The 17,089-nt window shown below is 50.5% G+C and carries 18 protein-coding genes; all 18 read right to left on the reverse strand.

Translation table 11 applies throughout. The features are described from left to right. Positions 1-57: 57 nt before the first annotated feature. On the reverse strand, positions 58-1,038 hold the full coding sequence (locus tag EKM96_RS07795) for a ribose-phosphate diphosphokinase (RefSeq protein WP_125642145.1): 981 nt from the start codon (positions 1,036-1,038) through the stop codon (positions 58-60). Between the two features lie 83 nt (positions 1,039-1,121). After that, positions 1,122-2,501, reverse strand: a complete 1,380-nt coding sequence (gene glmU, locus EKM96_RS07800; protein ID WP_125642148.1) for a bifunctional UDP-N-acetylglucosamine diphosphorylase/glucosamine-1-phosphate N-acetyltransferase GlmU — start codon at positions 2,499-2,501, stop codon at positions 1,122-1,124. A 19-nt stretch (positions 2,502-2,520) separates the two neighbouring features. Beyond that, on the reverse strand, positions 2,521-3,351 hold the full coding sequence (gene purR / locus EKM96_RS07805) for a pur operon repressor (protein ID WP_125642251.1): 831 nt from the start codon (positions 3,349-3,351) through the stop codon (positions 2,521-2,523). A 184-nt stretch (positions 3,352-3,535) separates the two neighbouring features. Beyond that, complete coding sequence (locus EKM96_RS07810; protein ID WP_125642151.1) at positions 3,536-4,333, reverse strand: metal ABC transporter permease; 798 nt, start codon at positions 4,331-4,333, stop codon at positions 3,536-3,538. Beyond that, positions 4,326-5,024 (reverse strand): metal ABC transporter ATP-binding protein, encoded by a 699-nt coding sequence (locus EKM96_RS07815; protein ID WP_125642154.1) that lies wholly within the window; start codon positions 5,022-5,024, stop codon positions 4,326-4,328. The genes EKM96_RS07810 and EKM96_RS07815 overlap by 8 nt, the downstream gene beginning before the upstream one ends. After that, positions 5,021-5,932: a metal ABC transporter solute-binding protein, Zn/Mn family gene (locus tag EKM96_RS07820; protein ID WP_382336250.1), complete on the reverse strand. Its 912-nt coding sequence runs from the start codon at positions 5,930-5,932 to the stop codon at positions 5,021-5,023. The genes EKM96_RS07815 and EKM96_RS07820 overlap by 4 nt, the downstream gene beginning before the upstream one ends. A 100-nt stretch (positions 5,933-6,032) precedes the next feature. Next, entirely contained in the window at positions 6,033-6,965 is a 933-nt protein-coding gene (locus tag EKM96_RS07825; protein ID WP_125642159.1) for an alpha/beta hydrolase, read from the reverse strand. Between the two features lie 878 nt (positions 6,966-7,843). Then, positions 7,844-8,428: a uracil-DNA glycosylase family protein gene (locus EKM96_RS07830; RefSeq protein ID WP_125642161.1), complete on the reverse strand. Its 585-nt coding sequence runs from the start codon at positions 8,426-8,428 to the stop codon at positions 7,844-7,846. A 23-nt stretch (positions 8,429-8,451) separates the two neighbouring features. Continuing rightward, positions 8,452-9,306, reverse strand: coding sequence for a 4-(cytidine 5'-diphospho)-2-C-methyl-D-erythritol kinase (gene ispE, locus EKM96_RS07835; RefSeq protein ID WP_125642164.1), 855 nt, complete (start codon positions 9,304-9,306; stop codon positions 8,452-8,454). Positions 9,307-9,417: 111 nt separating this feature from the next. Further along, positions 9,418-9,654, reverse strand: a complete 237-nt coding sequence (locus EKM96_RS07840; RefSeq protein ID WP_061777444.1) for a Veg family protein — start codon at positions 9,652-9,654, stop codon at positions 9,418-9,420. Between the two features lie 99 nt (positions 9,655-9,753). Beyond that, positions 9,754-10,644 (reverse strand): 16S rRNA (adenine(1518)-N(6)/adenine(1519)-N(6))-dimethyltransferase RsmA, encoded by an 891-nt coding sequence (rsmA, locus tag EKM96_RS07845; RefSeq protein WP_125642167.1) that lies wholly within the window; start codon positions 10,642-10,644, stop codon positions 9,754-9,756. Next, positions 10,637-11,206: a ribonuclease M5 gene (rnmV, locus tag EKM96_RS07850; protein ID WP_125642170.1), complete on the reverse strand. Its 570-nt coding sequence runs from the start codon at positions 11,204-11,206 to the stop codon at positions 10,637-10,639. The genes rsmA and rnmV overlap by 8 nt, the downstream gene beginning before the upstream one ends. Then, positions 11,193-11,972, reverse strand: coding sequence for a TatD family hydrolase (locus EKM96_RS07855; protein WP_125642173.1), 780 nt, complete (start codon positions 11,970-11,972; stop codon positions 11,193-11,195). The genes rnmV and EKM96_RS07855 overlap by 14 nt, the downstream gene beginning before the upstream one ends. Before the next feature lie 68 nt (positions 11,973-12,040). Then, on the reverse strand, positions 12,041-14,050 hold the full coding sequence (gene metG, locus EKM96_RS07860; RefSeq protein WP_125642176.1) for a methionine--tRNA ligase: 2,010 nt from the start codon (positions 14,048-14,050) through the stop codon (positions 12,041-12,043). Between the two features lie 132 nt (positions 14,051-14,182). Further along, positions 14,183-15,031: a DUF72 domain-containing protein gene (locus EKM96_RS07865; protein WP_125642179.1), complete on the reverse strand. Its 849-nt coding sequence runs from the start codon at positions 15,029-15,031 to the stop codon at positions 14,183-14,185. An 18-nt stretch (positions 15,032-15,049) separates the two neighbouring features. Continuing rightward, positions 15,050-15,376 carry a hypothetical protein gene (locus tag EKM96_RS07870; RefSeq protein ID WP_125642182.1) on the reverse strand — a complete coding sequence of 109 codons (327 nt, stop codon included), beginning with the start codon at positions 15,374-15,376 and terminating at the stop codon, positions 15,050-15,052. A 10-nt stretch (positions 15,377-15,386) separates the two neighbouring features. Further along, positions 15,387-16,085 carry an NAD-dependent protein deacylase gene (locus tag EKM96_RS07875; RefSeq protein WP_125642185.1) on the reverse strand — a complete coding sequence of 233 codons (699 nt, stop codon included), beginning with the start codon at positions 16,083-16,085 and terminating at the stop codon, positions 15,387-15,389. Between the two features lie 27 nt (positions 16,086-16,112). Next, positions 16,113-17,078: an IpaB/EvcA family protein gene (locus EKM96_RS07880; protein ID WP_125642188.1), complete on the reverse strand. Its 966-nt coding sequence runs from the start codon at positions 17,076-17,078 to the stop codon at positions 16,113-16,115. Between the last annotated feature and the right edge of the window lie 11 nt (positions 17,079-17,089).

The raw sequence follows: 17,089 nt of genomic DNA on the forward strand, positions 1-17,089 counted from the left end.
CTCACTTTAACAAAAAAGCCCAAGCCAACGCCCAGCGCCGCTCAAGCCTTTAAGATCTTACTGTTCTTGACTCCGAAAACGATTCTTAAACAAAGGACTCACTGGACGGTTTTCGTTAATCCGCTTGATGGCTTGGCCAATCAGTGGACCGACAGAAATCTGTTCAATCTTATCGATTTGTTTTTCTGGCGTTAACTGAATAGAGTCGGTAATCACTAACTTTTTAATTGGTGAATCTTGAATCCGGTCGATAGCAGGACCAGACAGGACAGGGTGAGTACAACTGGCGTAAACCTCCGTTGCTCCCGCATCCATCAAAGCCTTCGATCCCAGGGTAATCGTTCCGGCCGTATCAATCATGTCATCAATCATGATACAACGCTTGCCCTTAACGTCACCGATGATGTTCATCACCTTGGCCACGTTAGCCTTGGGCCGCCGCTTGTCAATGATGGCAATTGGGGCCTTTAAGAATTCGGCTAATGCTCGTGCCCGCGTCACCCCACCATGGTCGGGTGAAACAACAACGGCATCCTTAGCCAAACCATTACGTAAGAAGTAGTCCGCCAACAATGGCGCACCCATCAAATGGTCGACAGGAACATCGAAGAACCCTTGAATCTGGGCAGCATGGAGGTCCAGTGCCAAGACCCGAGTCACCCCGGCCGTCTGTAACATATTTGCTACAAGCTTGGCCGTGATTGGTTCCCGAGAACGTGCCTTACGGTCTTGTCGAGCGTAGCCGTAGTAAGGAATGACCACGTTAATGGTCGCAGCACTTGCCCGCCGCAACGCATCGATCATGATTAACAATTCCATCAAGTTGTCGTTTACTGGCGCCGAGGTCGATTGAATCACGTAGACGTGACAACCCCGAATGCTTTGTTCAATGTTAATCCGAATTTCACCGTCACTAAAACGGTCCACCGAAGTTTTACCCAATTCAACCCCAACTTCGTCGGCAATCTTTTGAGCCAACGGTTTGTTAGAGTTCAACGCAAAGATCTTCAATTTAGGGTCAAAATATTGCGTAGCCATAATTTCCTCCAATAGCAACTAAGCTGCCAGAATTTACTATAACAATTTTATGCTATCGAGTCGTGAAACACAAGACCTACAACCTAGTCTTCGCCCCGATATGGTAGTTTTTGGTAATAATTAGGCTTATTCGTTTGCCGTTGACGGGCAATGGCCATGTCGTATTGGTTAACCTGATCCGTAATCGTTGAACCGGCAGCGATGAAGCTGTGGTCAGCAACGTCCAATGGTGCCACCAGATTTGAGTTAGATCCGATGAAGGCATCATCGCCAACCACCGTCTCATGCTTGTGTTTGCCGTCGTAATTAACGAAGACCACGCCACAACCAACGTTGATGTTCTTACCCAACGTGGCATTCCCAACGTAGGTCAAGTGACCGACCTTGGTGCCCTCGCCAATCGTGGCCTTCTTAACCTCCACAAAGTTCCCCAGGTGGACGCCGGCCCCAATGTGGGACTCTGGCCGTAAGTGACTGTCAGGACCAATGTTGCTCCCGCTAGCCATATCAGAATCTTCCAGCAACGAAGACGTTACCGTGACGTGGTCGGCCAACTGGGCATTCCGCAATTCAGAATGAGCACCAATGTAGCAATCCTCACCGATTACCGTGTCACCCTTCAGCAAGACGCCGGGTTCAATAATGGTGTCGGCACCAATCTTAACGCCGGCATCAATATAGGTCGTCGCGGGATCGATTAACGTCACCCCATCACGCATGTGAGCCTCGTTAATCCGCTTCCGCATAATCTTCGTTGCTGCTGACAAGGCCACGCGATCATTAACCCCCATGGATTCATTGAAGTCATCCATTTGGTAGGCCGCCACGATGTCACCCTTGTGCTTCAAAATTTCAATGACATCGGTCAGGTAGTATTCCCCTTGAGCGTTATCGTTGGAGGTTTCGTGCAGGGCAGCAAACAACTTTTGATTATCGAAGACGTAGACACCCGTATTAATTTCGTGGAATTCCTGTTCTTCTGAACTGGCATCCTTTTGTTCCACAATCTTTTCGACGATGCCGATGTTATTGCGGACAATCCGGCCATAGCCAGTTGGGTCTGGGGCAACGGAAGTCAAAATGGTTGCGGCCGCGTGCTTAGCTTCATGATAGGCAAACAGATCGTCGAAGGTTTCCGCCCGGAAGAGTGGCGTATCGCCACTAACGATTAAGGTCGTTCCTTCTTCATTCTTCAGCATCGGTTCCGTCTGAAGAACCGCATGGCCGGTCCCTAATTGCTTGGCCTGTAAGGCGTATTGTGTCCGGTCACCTAAGGTTGCCTTGACATCTTCAGCGCCATAACCGACAACCGTCACAATTTGGTCCATCTTGGTTTGTTCAACCTGGGTCAACACGTGGTCAACCATGGCCTTACCACACACTTGATGTAAGACCTTGTACAACTTCGACTTCATCCGGGTGCCCTTACCGGCAGCCAGGATAATGGTATTTCTCGTACTCATTCGAAAAATCTCCTAGTTTTTAATTATTGTCAGTATTAAAAATCTGCGTCAGGTAATTCCCTGGTGTCACACGAATCTTCTCGTCTTGGGTGTGAATCTGCAAGAGCGAGGTGTACTTGCTAACGGTCCGTTGGCCTTCGAAGTCGCCTTCGGCAAAGACCGCCACACCAGCTAATTGAGAATCGAATTCATCGACCAATGAACGAAGGCCCCCAACGGTGCCCCCGCCCTTCATGTAATCATCGACAATCAGGACTTTGGAACCCGGCTTAACGCTTCGCTTGGATAGGGCCATGCGTTCGATTCGTTTGCTGGAACCGGACACATAATTCACGCTGACCGTGGAGCCTTCCGTAATCTGTGAATCATGACGAACGATGACGAACGGAACGTTGAGGTAGCTAGCCACACTCTGCGCCAAAGGAATGCCCTTGGTGGCCACCGTCACCACGACGTCAACCGACTGATTCAGATACTGAGTTGCCAGAATTCGACCAATTTGCCGTAATGCCGATGGCCGACCCAAGATATCCGACATGTAGACGTAGCCACCCGGCAGGTACCGGTCAGCATCGGATAACTCCGTAATCATCTCATCAACAAAGTGTTGAGCATCTTCCCGTAAGATATAAGGGATGAACCGGGCACCACCAGCGGCACCGGGAACGGTCTCTAACAATCCTGTTCCGCGGGCCTGGAAGGTTCGCTTCAGGATTGTTAAATCTTCACTGATTGAGGACTTGGCAGACTCATAACGAGTTGCAAAAAAGGTCAATGAAACTAATTGGTGCGGTCTTTCCAATAAATAACGGGTCATGTCGACCAATCGGTCACTTCTTCTGACTTTCAACATCTTCACCTCAAACGTTTTCTTTAGAGTTAATTGTAAGGTCAATTTTAGCATAAATGTTCGGGTTTATCGTTATATTTTCGTGAGAAAAAGGAAAAATGGCGGAAATTTAAGAAATGAAAGCGAAAGAAAAAAAGTTGACCATCGCCAGCGCCTCGTAATTTCCAATTATTTTCAAATACGCCTATTCGGCCGTTTGTAATTTTTGCCAACCCAACGCCGCGAAGTAAAACAGCGCCTCGATGGCGGCAATAAAGAACGACACGGGATAGTTCGTGACATAGCTCAAAACCAGACCAAGCCAAACCCCAATCAAGGCCAAGCCAACCGCTAGGATCATCATGCCACCCACCGTATGGGCAAAGTACTTCGCCGTTGCCGCCGGCAGCGTCAGAAGAATAAAGATCAACAGTGACCCGACAATCTGGGCCGCCACACTCACGCTCAATGCCAGCAGGACCAGGAAAATAATCGACAGGCTGTTGGTCCACAGCCCCTTGACCCGGGCCCCGGTGTGGTCAAACGAATCGAATTTCAAAAACCGATAAATCACAAAGATCACGATGAGCACCAGCAGGGACAACCACAGCATCTGTCGCACATCGGCCGCGCTAATCCCAATGACGCTCCCAAACAAGATACTGGTGGCGTAACTGGCATTCTTATTGGCCAACGATAGGAATAAAATCCCTAGGCCAATGAAGAGCGCCGAGATAGCACTCGTAGCGGCCTCACGTCGTTCACTACGGGCACTCAATTGGCCCACAATGACGGAACTCACAACCGTGAACAACAGCATCCCATTCAGGGGGGCCCAACCGGCAAAAATCCCGAAGGCCGCCCCCGAAAAGCCAATTTCGGAAAGGGTATGCGTTAGAAACGACATGTTACGAGCGATCACAAAGACCCCCATGATGCCACAAATAATGGCGATGATGGTGCCGGCCGCGAAGGCGTTGCGCATAAATTCATAACTAAACATTTTCGCCCTCCCAAACCTTGTTCTGTGTCAGGCCAGCAATGGGACCCTGTTCAGCACCACGAGGCGTTAACATCAAGTATTCCGTACTGTACTTCCGTGCCATGGGAATATCATGCGTGACGAAGAGGACGGTCAGATCGAGTCGTTGATTCAACTCCTGGACCAGGTCGAGCAGGTCCGTCTTAGTCACCGGGTCCAGACTCGCCGTCGATTCATCCAGGATTAACAGATTCGGGGCCTCAACCAAGGCTTGCGCCAAGTAGGCCTTCTGCCGTTCCCCACCGGATGCCTGGCCAATCGGCCGTTTAGCAATGTCCGCCAAGCCGGTTTCCTTTAAGATCTCCCGGACCGCTTGATGCTCAGTCCGTGATAACCAGGGCCACTTCCAACCGGTCAGGTTTAACCCGACAAAATCCTCGATGGTCAAGGGATAGTCGGCATCGATGTTGCGAAACTGGGGAACATACCCTATCTTGACGTGATTGGCGTCCGGCAGATAGGTCACCCGTCCATGGGTGGGCCGCAACTGATGCAGGATCGTTCGCATCAGCGTCGTTTTCCCTACCCCATTTTTCCCGACGATACTGAGAAAGTCGCCATGATTAATGGTGAGATTAAGGTCCTTAAAGACCGGGTGGTTCGGAAAGGTCACGCCGAGATTATCTAATTTTAAAATTGGTGCTGTCGTCATGATTGACTTCCCTCCTGAATCCGTTGAACCTGGCGATACTGCTTCAACATCCACGTCCGATAGCTCTCCTTGGTCGGCATGGTCTCGGTGACCTTCACCACCGGAATGCCGGACTGCTTAGCTAACTTGACCATGGCTGTCACATTTTTACTAGAGTTTTGGGTGTTTTCCACAAAGAACGCAATCTGATGATGACGAATCTGGTGTTGTAACTGGGTAATGTCGGCGGGCGTCGGATCACTATCTTCTTCGATCGCCTGGGCAAAGTGGCCGTCACTGACGCGGTAGCCCATGGCCGTCAACGCCAGGTCAAAGACCGGCTCGCTCACGGCCACGCGTTGCCCATGAGACCCTTTAGCCAGTTGACGGGCTAGTTTAGGGAGGATGGCCAACTGCTGCTCATATGCCGCTCCACGCCGCTTATATTGGCTAGCATGGTCCGGATCAATCCGACTGAACTTCTTGACCAATTGCTGAGTGACCTTAGTCATCACCGCAGGGTCCGTCCAAAGATGGGGATTATCCCCCGTCGTCTTGCCCATTAGTTTCCCGATAGAAACCGTCTTCGTCCCGGAATCGGTGTTGGCCGCCACTAATTTATCCATCCAACTATCGTAACCCAAGCCATTCTCGATCACGACGTTGGCCTTGGCCACCTGCTTCGCCGTCCGAATATCCGGCTCGTAGCTTTCGGCATCGATGCTCGGACTATTAATCACCGTTGTGACCTGGCCCCGATCGCCCAAAATAGCTTTCGCTGCCTCACCATAAAAACCCAGCGTCGCGACCACCTGGAGTTTACCAGATTGGCGTGGCTGGGTTTGCTGCTGACAACCGGTCAAAATCAAGACGACGGCGAGCAAGGACATGATTAAGGTCAGGGTGCGCCATTGAATTCGCTTGCCCACTTTGTTCATCCCATTCTTTACCCAAATTTATGTAAACAGTAATAATTACCGTTTAGTAATTCTACCAGAGATTGAAAACTTGTCAACAGGGTGTCGTTAACTATTTGACGTAGGCCGTCAGGAAGTCGGCAACCATCTGGTCATAGCGTTCGGGGTCTTGGGCCCGGGTCTCGATATGGGCGGCAACCGGGTCCCGGTACTTAAACTTTGGACCCGCGGCGGCGCGATACAGTTTATCTAAATTATCAATGGGAACCGTTTGGTCGTTGACGCCTTGAATCAGGAAGATTGGCAAATGCGACTTACGCAATTGGCCAGCAATGTCGCCATCCGCCAATCGATAGTCGCTTAACCGTGAGTATTGGTCGGCAATCGACAGGGCCGGTTGAGCGGGCACGTGAAAATCATGGTGGAGCCGGTACCGCGCTTCGCCTAAGACGGAAGCATAGCCAGAGTCCGCAATCACGGCCTTCACATTTTCAGGGAGGTCTTCACCCATGGTAGCCATCACGGTTGCCGCCCCCATGGAGATCCCCAACATGACAATCTGACAATCATCGCCCTTGGCCGCAACGACCTGGTCAATCCAGCCTAAATAATCCAGCCGGTCCGTCCAGCCATAGCCAATCGTACTCCCGGCACTGTCGCCATGAGCCCGAGCGTCCGGCATCAGCACGTCATAGCCCCAACTGTGGAAGACCCGGGCCCAGGGAATCATTTGTTCCCGCGCGTGACCAAGGCCATGGGCCAAAATAACCACTTTCGTTGTTTCTTCTTCGGCAGCAAGCCAACTTGCCCTGAGCAGTAACCCATCGCGACTGGTTTGGGTCCATTCCACCGGCTGATGGCGCAGATACCAGGCATTATCAGAAGCTGAATTTTCCCCAATTGCCCGTTGTTTGGACTGTTCCCGACTCCGTGCATACGACTTCGTAGCGGCCACGTATAGCCCTGCCGCCGCTCCTAGGACACTGACAACGCCGACAGCGGAGAGCGCTGCAACGCCACCAACGACCTTTTGCCAAGTTTTCATCTTTACGACCCCTTTCGTTTTTTCCTACACCCCCACTGTACCCAAAAAAGGTAAGCGTTGCCACCATTTCCATTTAAATTATCTCGGGTTCCTCATATTGGACCGCCGTCGGCGGTTAGGGGCTCCGTCCTATGGGGAACGGTCAAAGCCAAAGGGCGGTCTTTGACCTCGCCTGAAAGCCTACCGGCTTCCAGGTCGTCCCGTGCTGTAAAGCCAGCAAGCCACCTGGCTTAACACCACTTTCACAGGACTCCGCCCCTAACCACCTCTGGCTAAGATCTGCGTAGACCAAAGATAAACAAATGAGATCCTACTAGCTCATCATCTTTCACAAACGATTAGAGCACGACAACTTAATATGCCGGTCAAGCACCAGTAAGATGGGTCAAAAATTAGGCGATGCTCACTTGCATCACCATTAGCTTTTCAGGGTAAGCGTCATTCATAAATCGTTTTGCGCAGACAACATGATATCGAGGCAGCTTACATCCAGACAGTCGCTAGACGCAAAAAATTCGGTCGATCCAACAATCCTGCCCGATTGGTGACAGGCTTGCCTGTGTCGATTGTCAGTTCAACAATGACCACCGTTTCAATCAGGCCTTGGTTGCATTTGATCATCCGTCTCGAGCCAGAGGTGGGGGGCAATGGAATCCTGTGACGGTGGTGTTGCTCCGACTGCAGTTTGTCGGACTTACACCACGGGCCGTCTTCGAGACCCACATTTTTTGTGGGACTTGAAGGCGAGTTCCGAGACCGCCCTTTGGCTCGGAACGGGCCCCACAGGATGGAATTGCCCCCCGCCGTCGGCGGGCCAGTATCGAAAAGAAACTCAGAAAACAAAAAAAGAGTCGCCAACATGTGGCGACTCTAATGAGTTAATCAGTCATAATTTGACGAACATGGTCTTGCAAAACAGGGACGACATCCTCGATAAACCAGGGATGTTGATGCTGCCAACCATAGTTCAATGGCGATGGATGGACTAACGGAAAGTATTCCGGAAGATAGTCCTGATAGTGTTCAACCGTAGCCGTTAAGGTTGGTTCATGCTTATCCAGGTACGCCTTTTGCGCATACTGGCCAATTAACAGCGTCAATTTAATCTTCGGCATCAACGCTAATAAGGGGGCATGCCACTTCTCGGCGAAGCCCTTTCGTGGCGGCAAATCGCCACCATGTAGATGTTTGCCAGGATAATAGAAGTCCAACGGCAGAACGGCAATCTTACCAGAATGATAAAACTCATCCTTGGTAACGCCCATCCACTCGCGGAGTCGGTTGCCACTGGCATCGTCCCAGAAGGTCATCGCGGCCTGTGCTTGACGACTAGGCGCCTGACTCACCAAAAGGATTTCTGCCTGGGGATCAATGTGATACAAAGGCTGAAGCCCCTGAGCAGTCAATGCCGCGTTCTGCGGATCAGCCTGGATCGCCTCAAAAATCTCAGCCGTTGTCTGCACACGATCGCCTCCCCTTTTTCAACCTATGGTAACGGCCGAACCAAATAAACTTCCCGACAGAAGCCCTTCATCCCGTTGAAGACGCGTTGCGCGCGAGACTGTTTGCTACACAGACCAAAGACCGTGGGCCCCGTTCCACTCATCTGAGCGGCATCGGCGCCAAACTTCATCATCTGTTGCTTGAGCTGCGTAATCTCCGGATGTCGAGTCGCCGTTAGCGGTTCCAGTGCATTGCCCATGGCCGCACACATGCTTTCAATATCCTGATTCCGAATGGCCCGTAGGAGAGCGTCAATGTCCGGATGATCCAGCTCGTCGTAACGGATCTGCTGTAAGATGCTTGGCGTCGACACACTAACCTTGGGCTTTGCCAAGACAACCCAAGCCGCCGGCAACTTGGAGAGCGGCGTAATCCGCTCCCCACGGCCACGAACATGGGCGGTCCGACCATAAACACAATATGGGACGTCCGAGTCGATCTGCAATCCCAACTCGGCCAATTCCTGCCAGCTCAGATCTAACGACCAGAGCTGATTCAGGCCCCGCAGTACCGCGGCGGCATCAGAAGAGCCACCGCCTAATCCAGCGGCAACGGGAATATTCTTTTTTATTCGAATATTCACGCCCTCATTGATATGAAACTTGGTTTGCAATAAGTGAGCGGCCTGAAATGCTAGATTCCGCTGATCATTCGGCAAAAAACCGCTATCCGAAGCCACACGAATTCGCTTGTGGGTCGATAACGTTTGAATGTCGACGTAGTCCGCCAGGTCGACGGACGTCATGACCATGTTCCACTCCTCTGCCCCATCCTGGTGGTGGTATGGGCTATCAAGCCCGAGGTTTATCTTGGCTGGCGCCTTTTCAATCAGTTGCATAAGCTCACCTTAATTCCAGATAGGCCACCGACCTACCGTTCTCGTGAATTTGATTAAGCCTATTATACTATGGTTTAAGCCAAAATAAAAAGGCCTCATCGGCCCAATTATTTATTCATCGAAGTCAACTTCGATGTTCTTCGTTAAAATATCGGTATAACTGTAGGAAACTCGTTCAAACGAATTTTCATTCTGGTCGAGATCAACCACAAAGACTGCTGGATAGGTTTCCCGGAGGATTCCATGCCGTTCTGTCGTTTTCTTGCGGCCCGCTTGGGCAATGACCATCAATTTTTCACCAATCCGGTCGTCCAATTTGTTCTTAATGTTCGCTAAACTTGTTGGCATGCATTTCACCTCTGTGAAACAATAATAACATGGTTTCACAAAAATTGCAAATTATACCACAACTCGATTTAATCCGCAAGAATCCTACGATGGAAAGGGTTACATAAGTCCCTCATTGTGAAAAGCGTTCGTCAATTCGATGAAATTAATCAGTGTCAACCGCTCAGGACGTAACTGCTGAGAAATTCCGACCTCTTTCAAAACGGATTCAATCCGTTCGCGAACCTCTGGCTGCTTACCGAAGATCCCTTGTAAATTGTTCCACAACGTTTTCCGCCGATGAGCGAAGCAACCCTTAACAAACTTAAACAGAGCCTGATCTTCGTACGGCTTAATGGGTAGTGGGTCTCGGGGTGTCAACCGCACAATCGCGGAGTCCACATTCGGTTGTGGAATAAAGGCGGTACGCGGAACCTCAAAGGCTACGGCCACATTGGCCCGATATTGCATGACCACGGACAGTGACCCATAGGCCTTTTGTCCTGGCGTTGCCACTAGTCGGTCGGCAACCTCGCTTTGCATCATGACCACGATACTAGCGAAATCCACCCCACTCTGCAACACGCCCATCAGGATGGGCGTCGTGATGTAGTACGGCAGATTAGCCACCAACTTGACTGGGTGGCCTGGCTCAAATTCGTCCTTGATCACTTCCGGTAGGTTAGCCTTCAAGATATCTTGATTGATGATTTTAACATTATCATAATCCATCAGCGTCTCGTCCAAAACTGGCAAGAGATTCTCATCGATTTCGAAAGCAACAACCTTACGGGCCTGTTTAGCAATCTGCTCGGTCAAAGCACCAATCCCAGGGCCAATTTCAATCACATCGTCATGGTCCGTCACATCCCCAGCCGCCACAATATTCCGTAAAATATTGAGATCTGACAGGAAGTTCTGGCCTAAACTCTTCTTGGCAACCAAGTGGTAACGGCTCAAAATAGCCTTGGTGCGGGCCGGTGACCCAATTTCAGGAACGCTATTATTCATGCAAATCCTCCTTTGACCGAATCGTCTTGACCGCCTCAGCGAAGGCCGCCGGTTGAATACTGAACATCCGCAACCGCTTCTCCAGTTGCTTACCATTCACATAACCAATCTGAAGCAATTCCCCTAACTGTTCACGACGGGCCTTGGCACCGGCGCCACCAATTAAGCCTGCTGCCATCAGATCTTCGTGGGTGATCAGGGTTGGTGCGGCGTCCGTTTCGGTATACACATGGTCGAGGGCCGCCCGAATGGCTGCCGGACTTGCGTGTTCCACACCCAACGAGCCACCGGCCTTATCCGGGCGCCCTTCTGCTTTTGGCAAGAAGGCGTGCTTGGCATTGGGAACGGCCTCCGCCACAATCTTTCGAATCTTCTCCCCAGAAAAGTCGGGGTCGGTAAAGATAATGACCCCCCGCTGGTCAGCGAGTTTTTGAATCAAGGCCAAGGTATCTTCATCGATTGCGGAGCCCCGCGTTTCGATGGTGTCGGCCACGACGGCCTGATTAATCTGTTTCGTATCGTCCTTGCCCTCAACGACGAGGACCTCTTTAATCTTCTTCATTTATGCGATAAAACTCCTCTGCGTTTTTGAACGTTGCGACCGCAATAGCTTCCGGTGTGGTTTCCCGCTCCTTAGCAATGGCTTCCACCGTGTAACGGGTAAAGGCGGGCTCATTCTGCTCACCACGATGCGGTTCCGGCGTCAGGTACGGCGCATCGGTCTCCACCATCATGACGTCTAAGGGCGTTGCCCGAACGGCGTCGTGAACCTCATGGGCATTCTTAAAGCTGGCGACTCCCGAATACGAGATGTGCATCCCTAAATCCAGGAACTTCTTCAGCCATTCCGGGTCACCGTTAAAGCTGTGCATGACGCCACCGATATCCTGGATACCGGCTTCCTTGATGATCCGGTAGGAATCCTCGAAAGCATCGCGATTGTGAACCACGATTGGCTTCCCAACTTCCTTGGCAATCGCGATTTGACGCGCAAAGATTTTTCGTTGGGTATCTTGAGGAGAGGTGTCCCAATGATAGTCCAGCCCAATCTCACCGAGGGCCACCACCCGGCTGTCCGCCAGCTGTTCTTCCAACAAGGTTTCTTTCTCGGGCGTATAGTCCTTCGAATCCTCTGGATGCCAACCAACGGCCGCGTACATTTGTGGGTACTCGTGCGCCAACTTAATGGCATCGGCATTCAGTTGGGTATTAGAGCCCACATTAGTGAACCGGGTCACACCGAGTTCGGCTGCCCGCTTCACAAAGTGGGGAACATCCGTGATGAACTCTTCACTATTCAAATGAGTATGTGAATCAAAGATTTTCATCAAAATTCTCCTATTAGCAGAAAACGTGGGTCAACCGTACGAAACGGACCACCCACGTTAACTTAAATTTATTCGACTGTTGATCCGTTAACTAACGCGTCAGGAACAATGACTAACTTGTGTCCCGAAGAGAGTAACATCCCTTCACTGACTTCCCCACGCATCTTCCGTGGCTTCAGGTTAGCAACGATCATAACCTTCTTATTTACCAGTTCATCCGGATTAGGATAAACTTCGGCAACGCCGGAAAGAATTTGCCGGTCGCCCAGGTCACCAACATTTAGTTGGAACTTCAGGAGCTTGTCGGCACCCTTGACGTGGTCAACGGCTGTGATTTGAGCGACTCGGAGTTCAATCTTTTCGAATTTGCTGAAATCAATCTCAGGCTTCGTGTCATCGTCTTCGGCAGCGGCAGCTTGTTGCGCGGCAGCCTTGGCGGCCATCGCAGCACGGCCCTTCGTCTTGTCAGACTTAGTCATCTGACCTTGAATGAAGTCGACTTCTTCTTGGACGTCAATTCGTGGGAAGATTGGCGTTCCACTAGCAACCACTTGTTTGCCGGCAGGTAAGTCGGCCATCTTCAAGTCGATCAGAGAAATCGTGGCTGGGTCCATCCCCAATTGCGTAAAGATTTCCTTTGGCGCATGGGTCATGACTGGGCTAATTAAGGTTGCGATTACCCGTAAGCTGGCAGCCAAATGAGCCATAACGGCAGCCAGTTCGTCAGCCTTGGTGTCATCCTTAGCTAACTTCCAAGGTTCCGTTTCATCAATGTACTTGTTGGTCCGAGAGACTAACTTCCAGATTTCAGAAAGGGCGTCGGCGAAGTGCATCTGGTCCATCAGGTCACGGTAGTTGGCAACCACATCGGTTGCCGTCTTTTCGAGGTCGGCATCGAAGGCCGTTACACCGGCCTTGAAGGTTGGTAACTTGCCGTCTTCGTACTTGTTGATCATGGCCACGGTCCGGTTTAACAGGTTCCCAAAGTCGTTAGCCAGATCATAGTTCAAGCGATCAACGAAGTCCTCAGGCGTGAAGCTCCCATCATTTCCGAATGGCATTGCCCGTAAGAGGTAGTAACGAACGGCATCCAAGCCATAACGTTCAACCAAGGTTTCAGGGTAAATGACGTTCCCCTTAGACTTGGACATCTTGCCATCCTTCATCAACAACCAACCATGAGCAAACAATTCCTTAGGTGGTTGAACACCGAGGGCATGTAAGACGATTGGCCAGTAGATCGAATGGAACCGGACGATTTCCTTACCCACCATTTGAACATCGGCAGGCCAGAACTTGTTGAATAAGCCTTCATCATCGCTGGTGTAACCCAGTGCCGTGATATAGTTCAACAGTGCATCAATCCACACGTAAACCACGTGCTTAGGGTTACTCTTGACGGGAACCCCCCAATTAAACGTGGTCCGGGAAACGGCTAAGTCTTCCAGGCCAGGCTTGATGAAGTTGTTAATCATTTCATTCATCCGCGTGTTGGGTTGGATGAAGTTAGGGTTTTCATGGTAGAAGTCTAACAGCCAGTCGGCATACTTGCTCATCTTGAAGAAGTAAGATTCTTCCTTGACCAAGGTCACTTCATGACCAGAAGGGGCCTTCCCACCGATCACCTTACCGTTGTCATCATGGTAAACTTCGGCCAGTTGGGTTTCGGTAAAATATTCTTCATCATCTTCGGAATACCAGCCTTCGTAATCGCCCAGGTAAATGTCACCCTGTTCGATTAACCGTTCAAAGATCTTTTGAACGGCCACCACGTGTTCTTCATCCGTGGTCCGAATAAACTTGTCATTGGAAATCTCAAGGGTCTTCCAAAGTTCCTTGATTCCCTTAGCCATTTTATCAACGTAAGCTTGTGGCTCTAAACCATTTGCTTTTGCTTTATCTTCAATTTTTAGGCCATGTTCGTCGGTTCCTGTTAGGAAGAAGACGTCGTAACCATTGCTCCGCTTGTAACGGGCAACGGCATCGGAGGCAATTGTCGTGTATGAATTACCAATATGTAACTTCCCTGATGGGTAGTAAATTGGTGTGGTGATATAAAAAGTCGGTTTATCTGCCATATAAATTAAGCCTTCCTCTCACCCAAAATTATCACGTTAATTTTGGGTTAAATTCTAATGTAAATTCTCATTAAGTATAGCATAATCCCTAGTCTAGCCATAGCACCCGACTAGGGATTTCTGTCTGAATTGTTAAAATAAATCCAGCTGTTGTGGCGCCAAGTTTTGCCAATGGAGGCCCAGAATTTTTTGGAGCCGTTGCGCATTTGGTGCGGCATCGCGACCGGCATTGTTATTGAAAATAACAACGACCTGCTTCGCCTCCTGGTCGAGTGCCTTCACCTGCTTGGCCAAAGCCTGTAACTCATCTTCCGAATACCGATACAGCGTGCGGGTCTTTCGCCAATCGGTCCCATGGTTCAGCCAGCCCTCGACGTTACGACCGTGAAGCCGCAACATGGCCAAGCCTGGCGTGGTCACCGTTGTTACCATCGGAATCCCGTCATTCAAGTTATGGGGTTCATCGGTGGTGACGTTGGTCATCTTGAGCGAGGTCAGGTAGGCCATAACATCTGCGGTCATCCCCGGATCGTCAAACCAACTCGGACTGCGGAACTCTACCGCAACGGGCAGGTCTTCCATTTGAACACGGACCTCACGGAGATACTGAATATTAGCGGTCGTCCGATTAAAGTAAGGGGGAAATTGGAACAAGACCGTTTGCAGCTGCTGATGGTCAACCAGCGGCTGAATCGCTACCTTAAACTCATCGAACGCCGTCACCCGTTCGGCCTGGGTCGTCGGTTCGGCGCCCCGGTCGTGTTGCGTCATGATTTGATTAGCCTTCAAGATATATTGAAAGCCATCGGGAACTGCCGCCTGCCATTTGGCAATGGTACTCTGACGGGGAATACCATAGAACGGCGTGTCGAGCTCCACTATTGGAAAATTCCCGGCGTATTCACTCAGGGTAACGGGGCGGTCCTCCGGGGCAATCAGTGCGGGATGTTCTGTCCAAGTGGTTAACCCAATTGTAATCATCCACACACCCCCTTTTCCTTACTTAAATCTTTCAAACCGATGAATCAATTCTGCCTCAGAAGTGGTCAGATGACCCTTCAACTGGGCAATCAGCCGCTTACCCACGAGCCGGTCGTTGGCCCGAATCCCCGTCACACAGAGATCAATCAGGGCAAACATCACCGTCACCATGACGGCCTGTTGGCGACTAAAGGCCACGTTAAACAGCATCACCACTTGGCTACTAAACGCCAACTGGAGAATGCCGTAGATCACCAATGTATCCGGGACCAGTTGGAGAATGTTCAACCAGCGTAACCGGCAAACAACTCCCCGTAATTGTTGAATAATCTCTTGATGACTCATGGTTTAGTCCTCATACCCGAAGTTCATCAAAGAAGGTCGTGGCATCTGCCTTGACCATTCGATAGTCAAACCCCAAGTCCAATTCTTCCTGATTGACCACGACGACCGGCGCCTGGTCATTGCGGTAGTCCAGCAGCCCAGCAAATGGGTAAACTCGCATGGACGTCCCAACAATCACGACCAGATCGGCCTGAGCCATGGCACCCACGGCCCGTTGCACATTGAGTTGATTTAAGCCTTCTTCATAAAGCACCACGTCCGGTCGTAACCAGCCACCATCGGCATCATGATACGGCGACTTCAGGTAGTCGTGCCAATTAACCTTAGCACCACACACCTGGCAATAGACTTGATAAAGATTGCCATGAAATTCCACTAGATGTTGACAGTCAGCAACGTTATAAAGGTTGTCGATGTTTTGGGTCACGACCGTTGCCCGGTTAGCCTGCGTCAATGCGGCCTGCTTTTCATGAATCACATTGGGCTTGGCATCCGGGTAATACAGGTTTGATTTGACATAATCGTAAAAGACCTGTGGTTCCTGGACGAGGCAAGTATGACTGAGATAATATTCAGCGTTCCGGTGACCCTTATACAGCCCATTCTTCGACCGATAATCGGGAATTCCCGACGGTGTCGACACACCCGCACCCGTCAAGAATACGATGTGCTGCGCTTGATCAAAGGTTGCTTGTAACTCTGCATCCATTGCCATCATCCTTTCAAATCATTCTGACTAACGGAGAATATAGGGCATCTTCAATTGCTTGAAGAGGTCTTCGACCGTCATTGCGTAAATTTTCGTGTAGTAATCTGGTGTATCATCCTTTGGTGCTGGTGAAGGAAGCACAAAGGCATTTTGATTATCCGAGCGGTTGAAACCAACGTAGGCCCGGCGCTGGGTAGTCTTGTCGTGCATATCTGAATGGTACAATTCGAAGATCTGCTTAACGGATAAGCCCAGTTGACGCTTTGACAAGACACTGGACAACGTAGTGAACTCGGTGTTGTGCAGTGCTGGCAAATGCCAGGCCTCTAGTTGAGCATCAAAGGCCTTGAACAACTTGACCACGTTGCGCCGTAGCGTAAACGGTGAGTCAACGGGCTTTTCGGTAATAACGCCGTACAACTTCTGAGCGGCCGCAAAGCTAACCGGATAGTCCTGCTTGAACTTGGCCATCACGGCTTCATCGTCGGGGCCGAAGAAGACCAATGCATCCAACAGGGTCAGCGTCCGTAAGGTCATCTCGTCATCAACGGGGTCGGGTTCCGGCTTGATCGTGGCCTGAACACCCGCGAGGTAAAGGTCCTTGATGGCTGGCGTAATCAAGCCGTGCTTTTCCTGTTCCTTGACCACTACGATATGACTCACGATGTCATAGAGCTCCGTGCCCATAATCATGAGTTGTTCATCCAATTGTGGTTGACCCGTGGTTAAGGAGAAGAAGACTTGTGGGAACCCGGACAAGATCATTAGTAAATGCAAGAGCTCATGGGAAGCCGTGTAGTTAGGCGCCGTTAAGTCGGCTACCTGGATGGCAATATCCTTGCCGACCTGCATCTGTTGGGCCTGGTCATGACGAACGTAGCCCGCTTGAAGTTCCCCGATAAATTGAACTTCAACTTTTCCTGGATAAAGTGCGTTGACCTGATTCAACAGGTCCTGAACAGCATCATTTAATTTAATATCTTCGGCTTTCATGTCGGTTAAGG

This window comes from Levilactobacillus tangyuanensis (assembly GCF_003946545.1).
In the GTDB taxonomy this organism is placed as follows: Bacteria; Bacillota; Bacilli; order Lactobacillales; family Lactobacillaceae; genus Levilactobacillus; species Levilactobacillus tangyuanensis.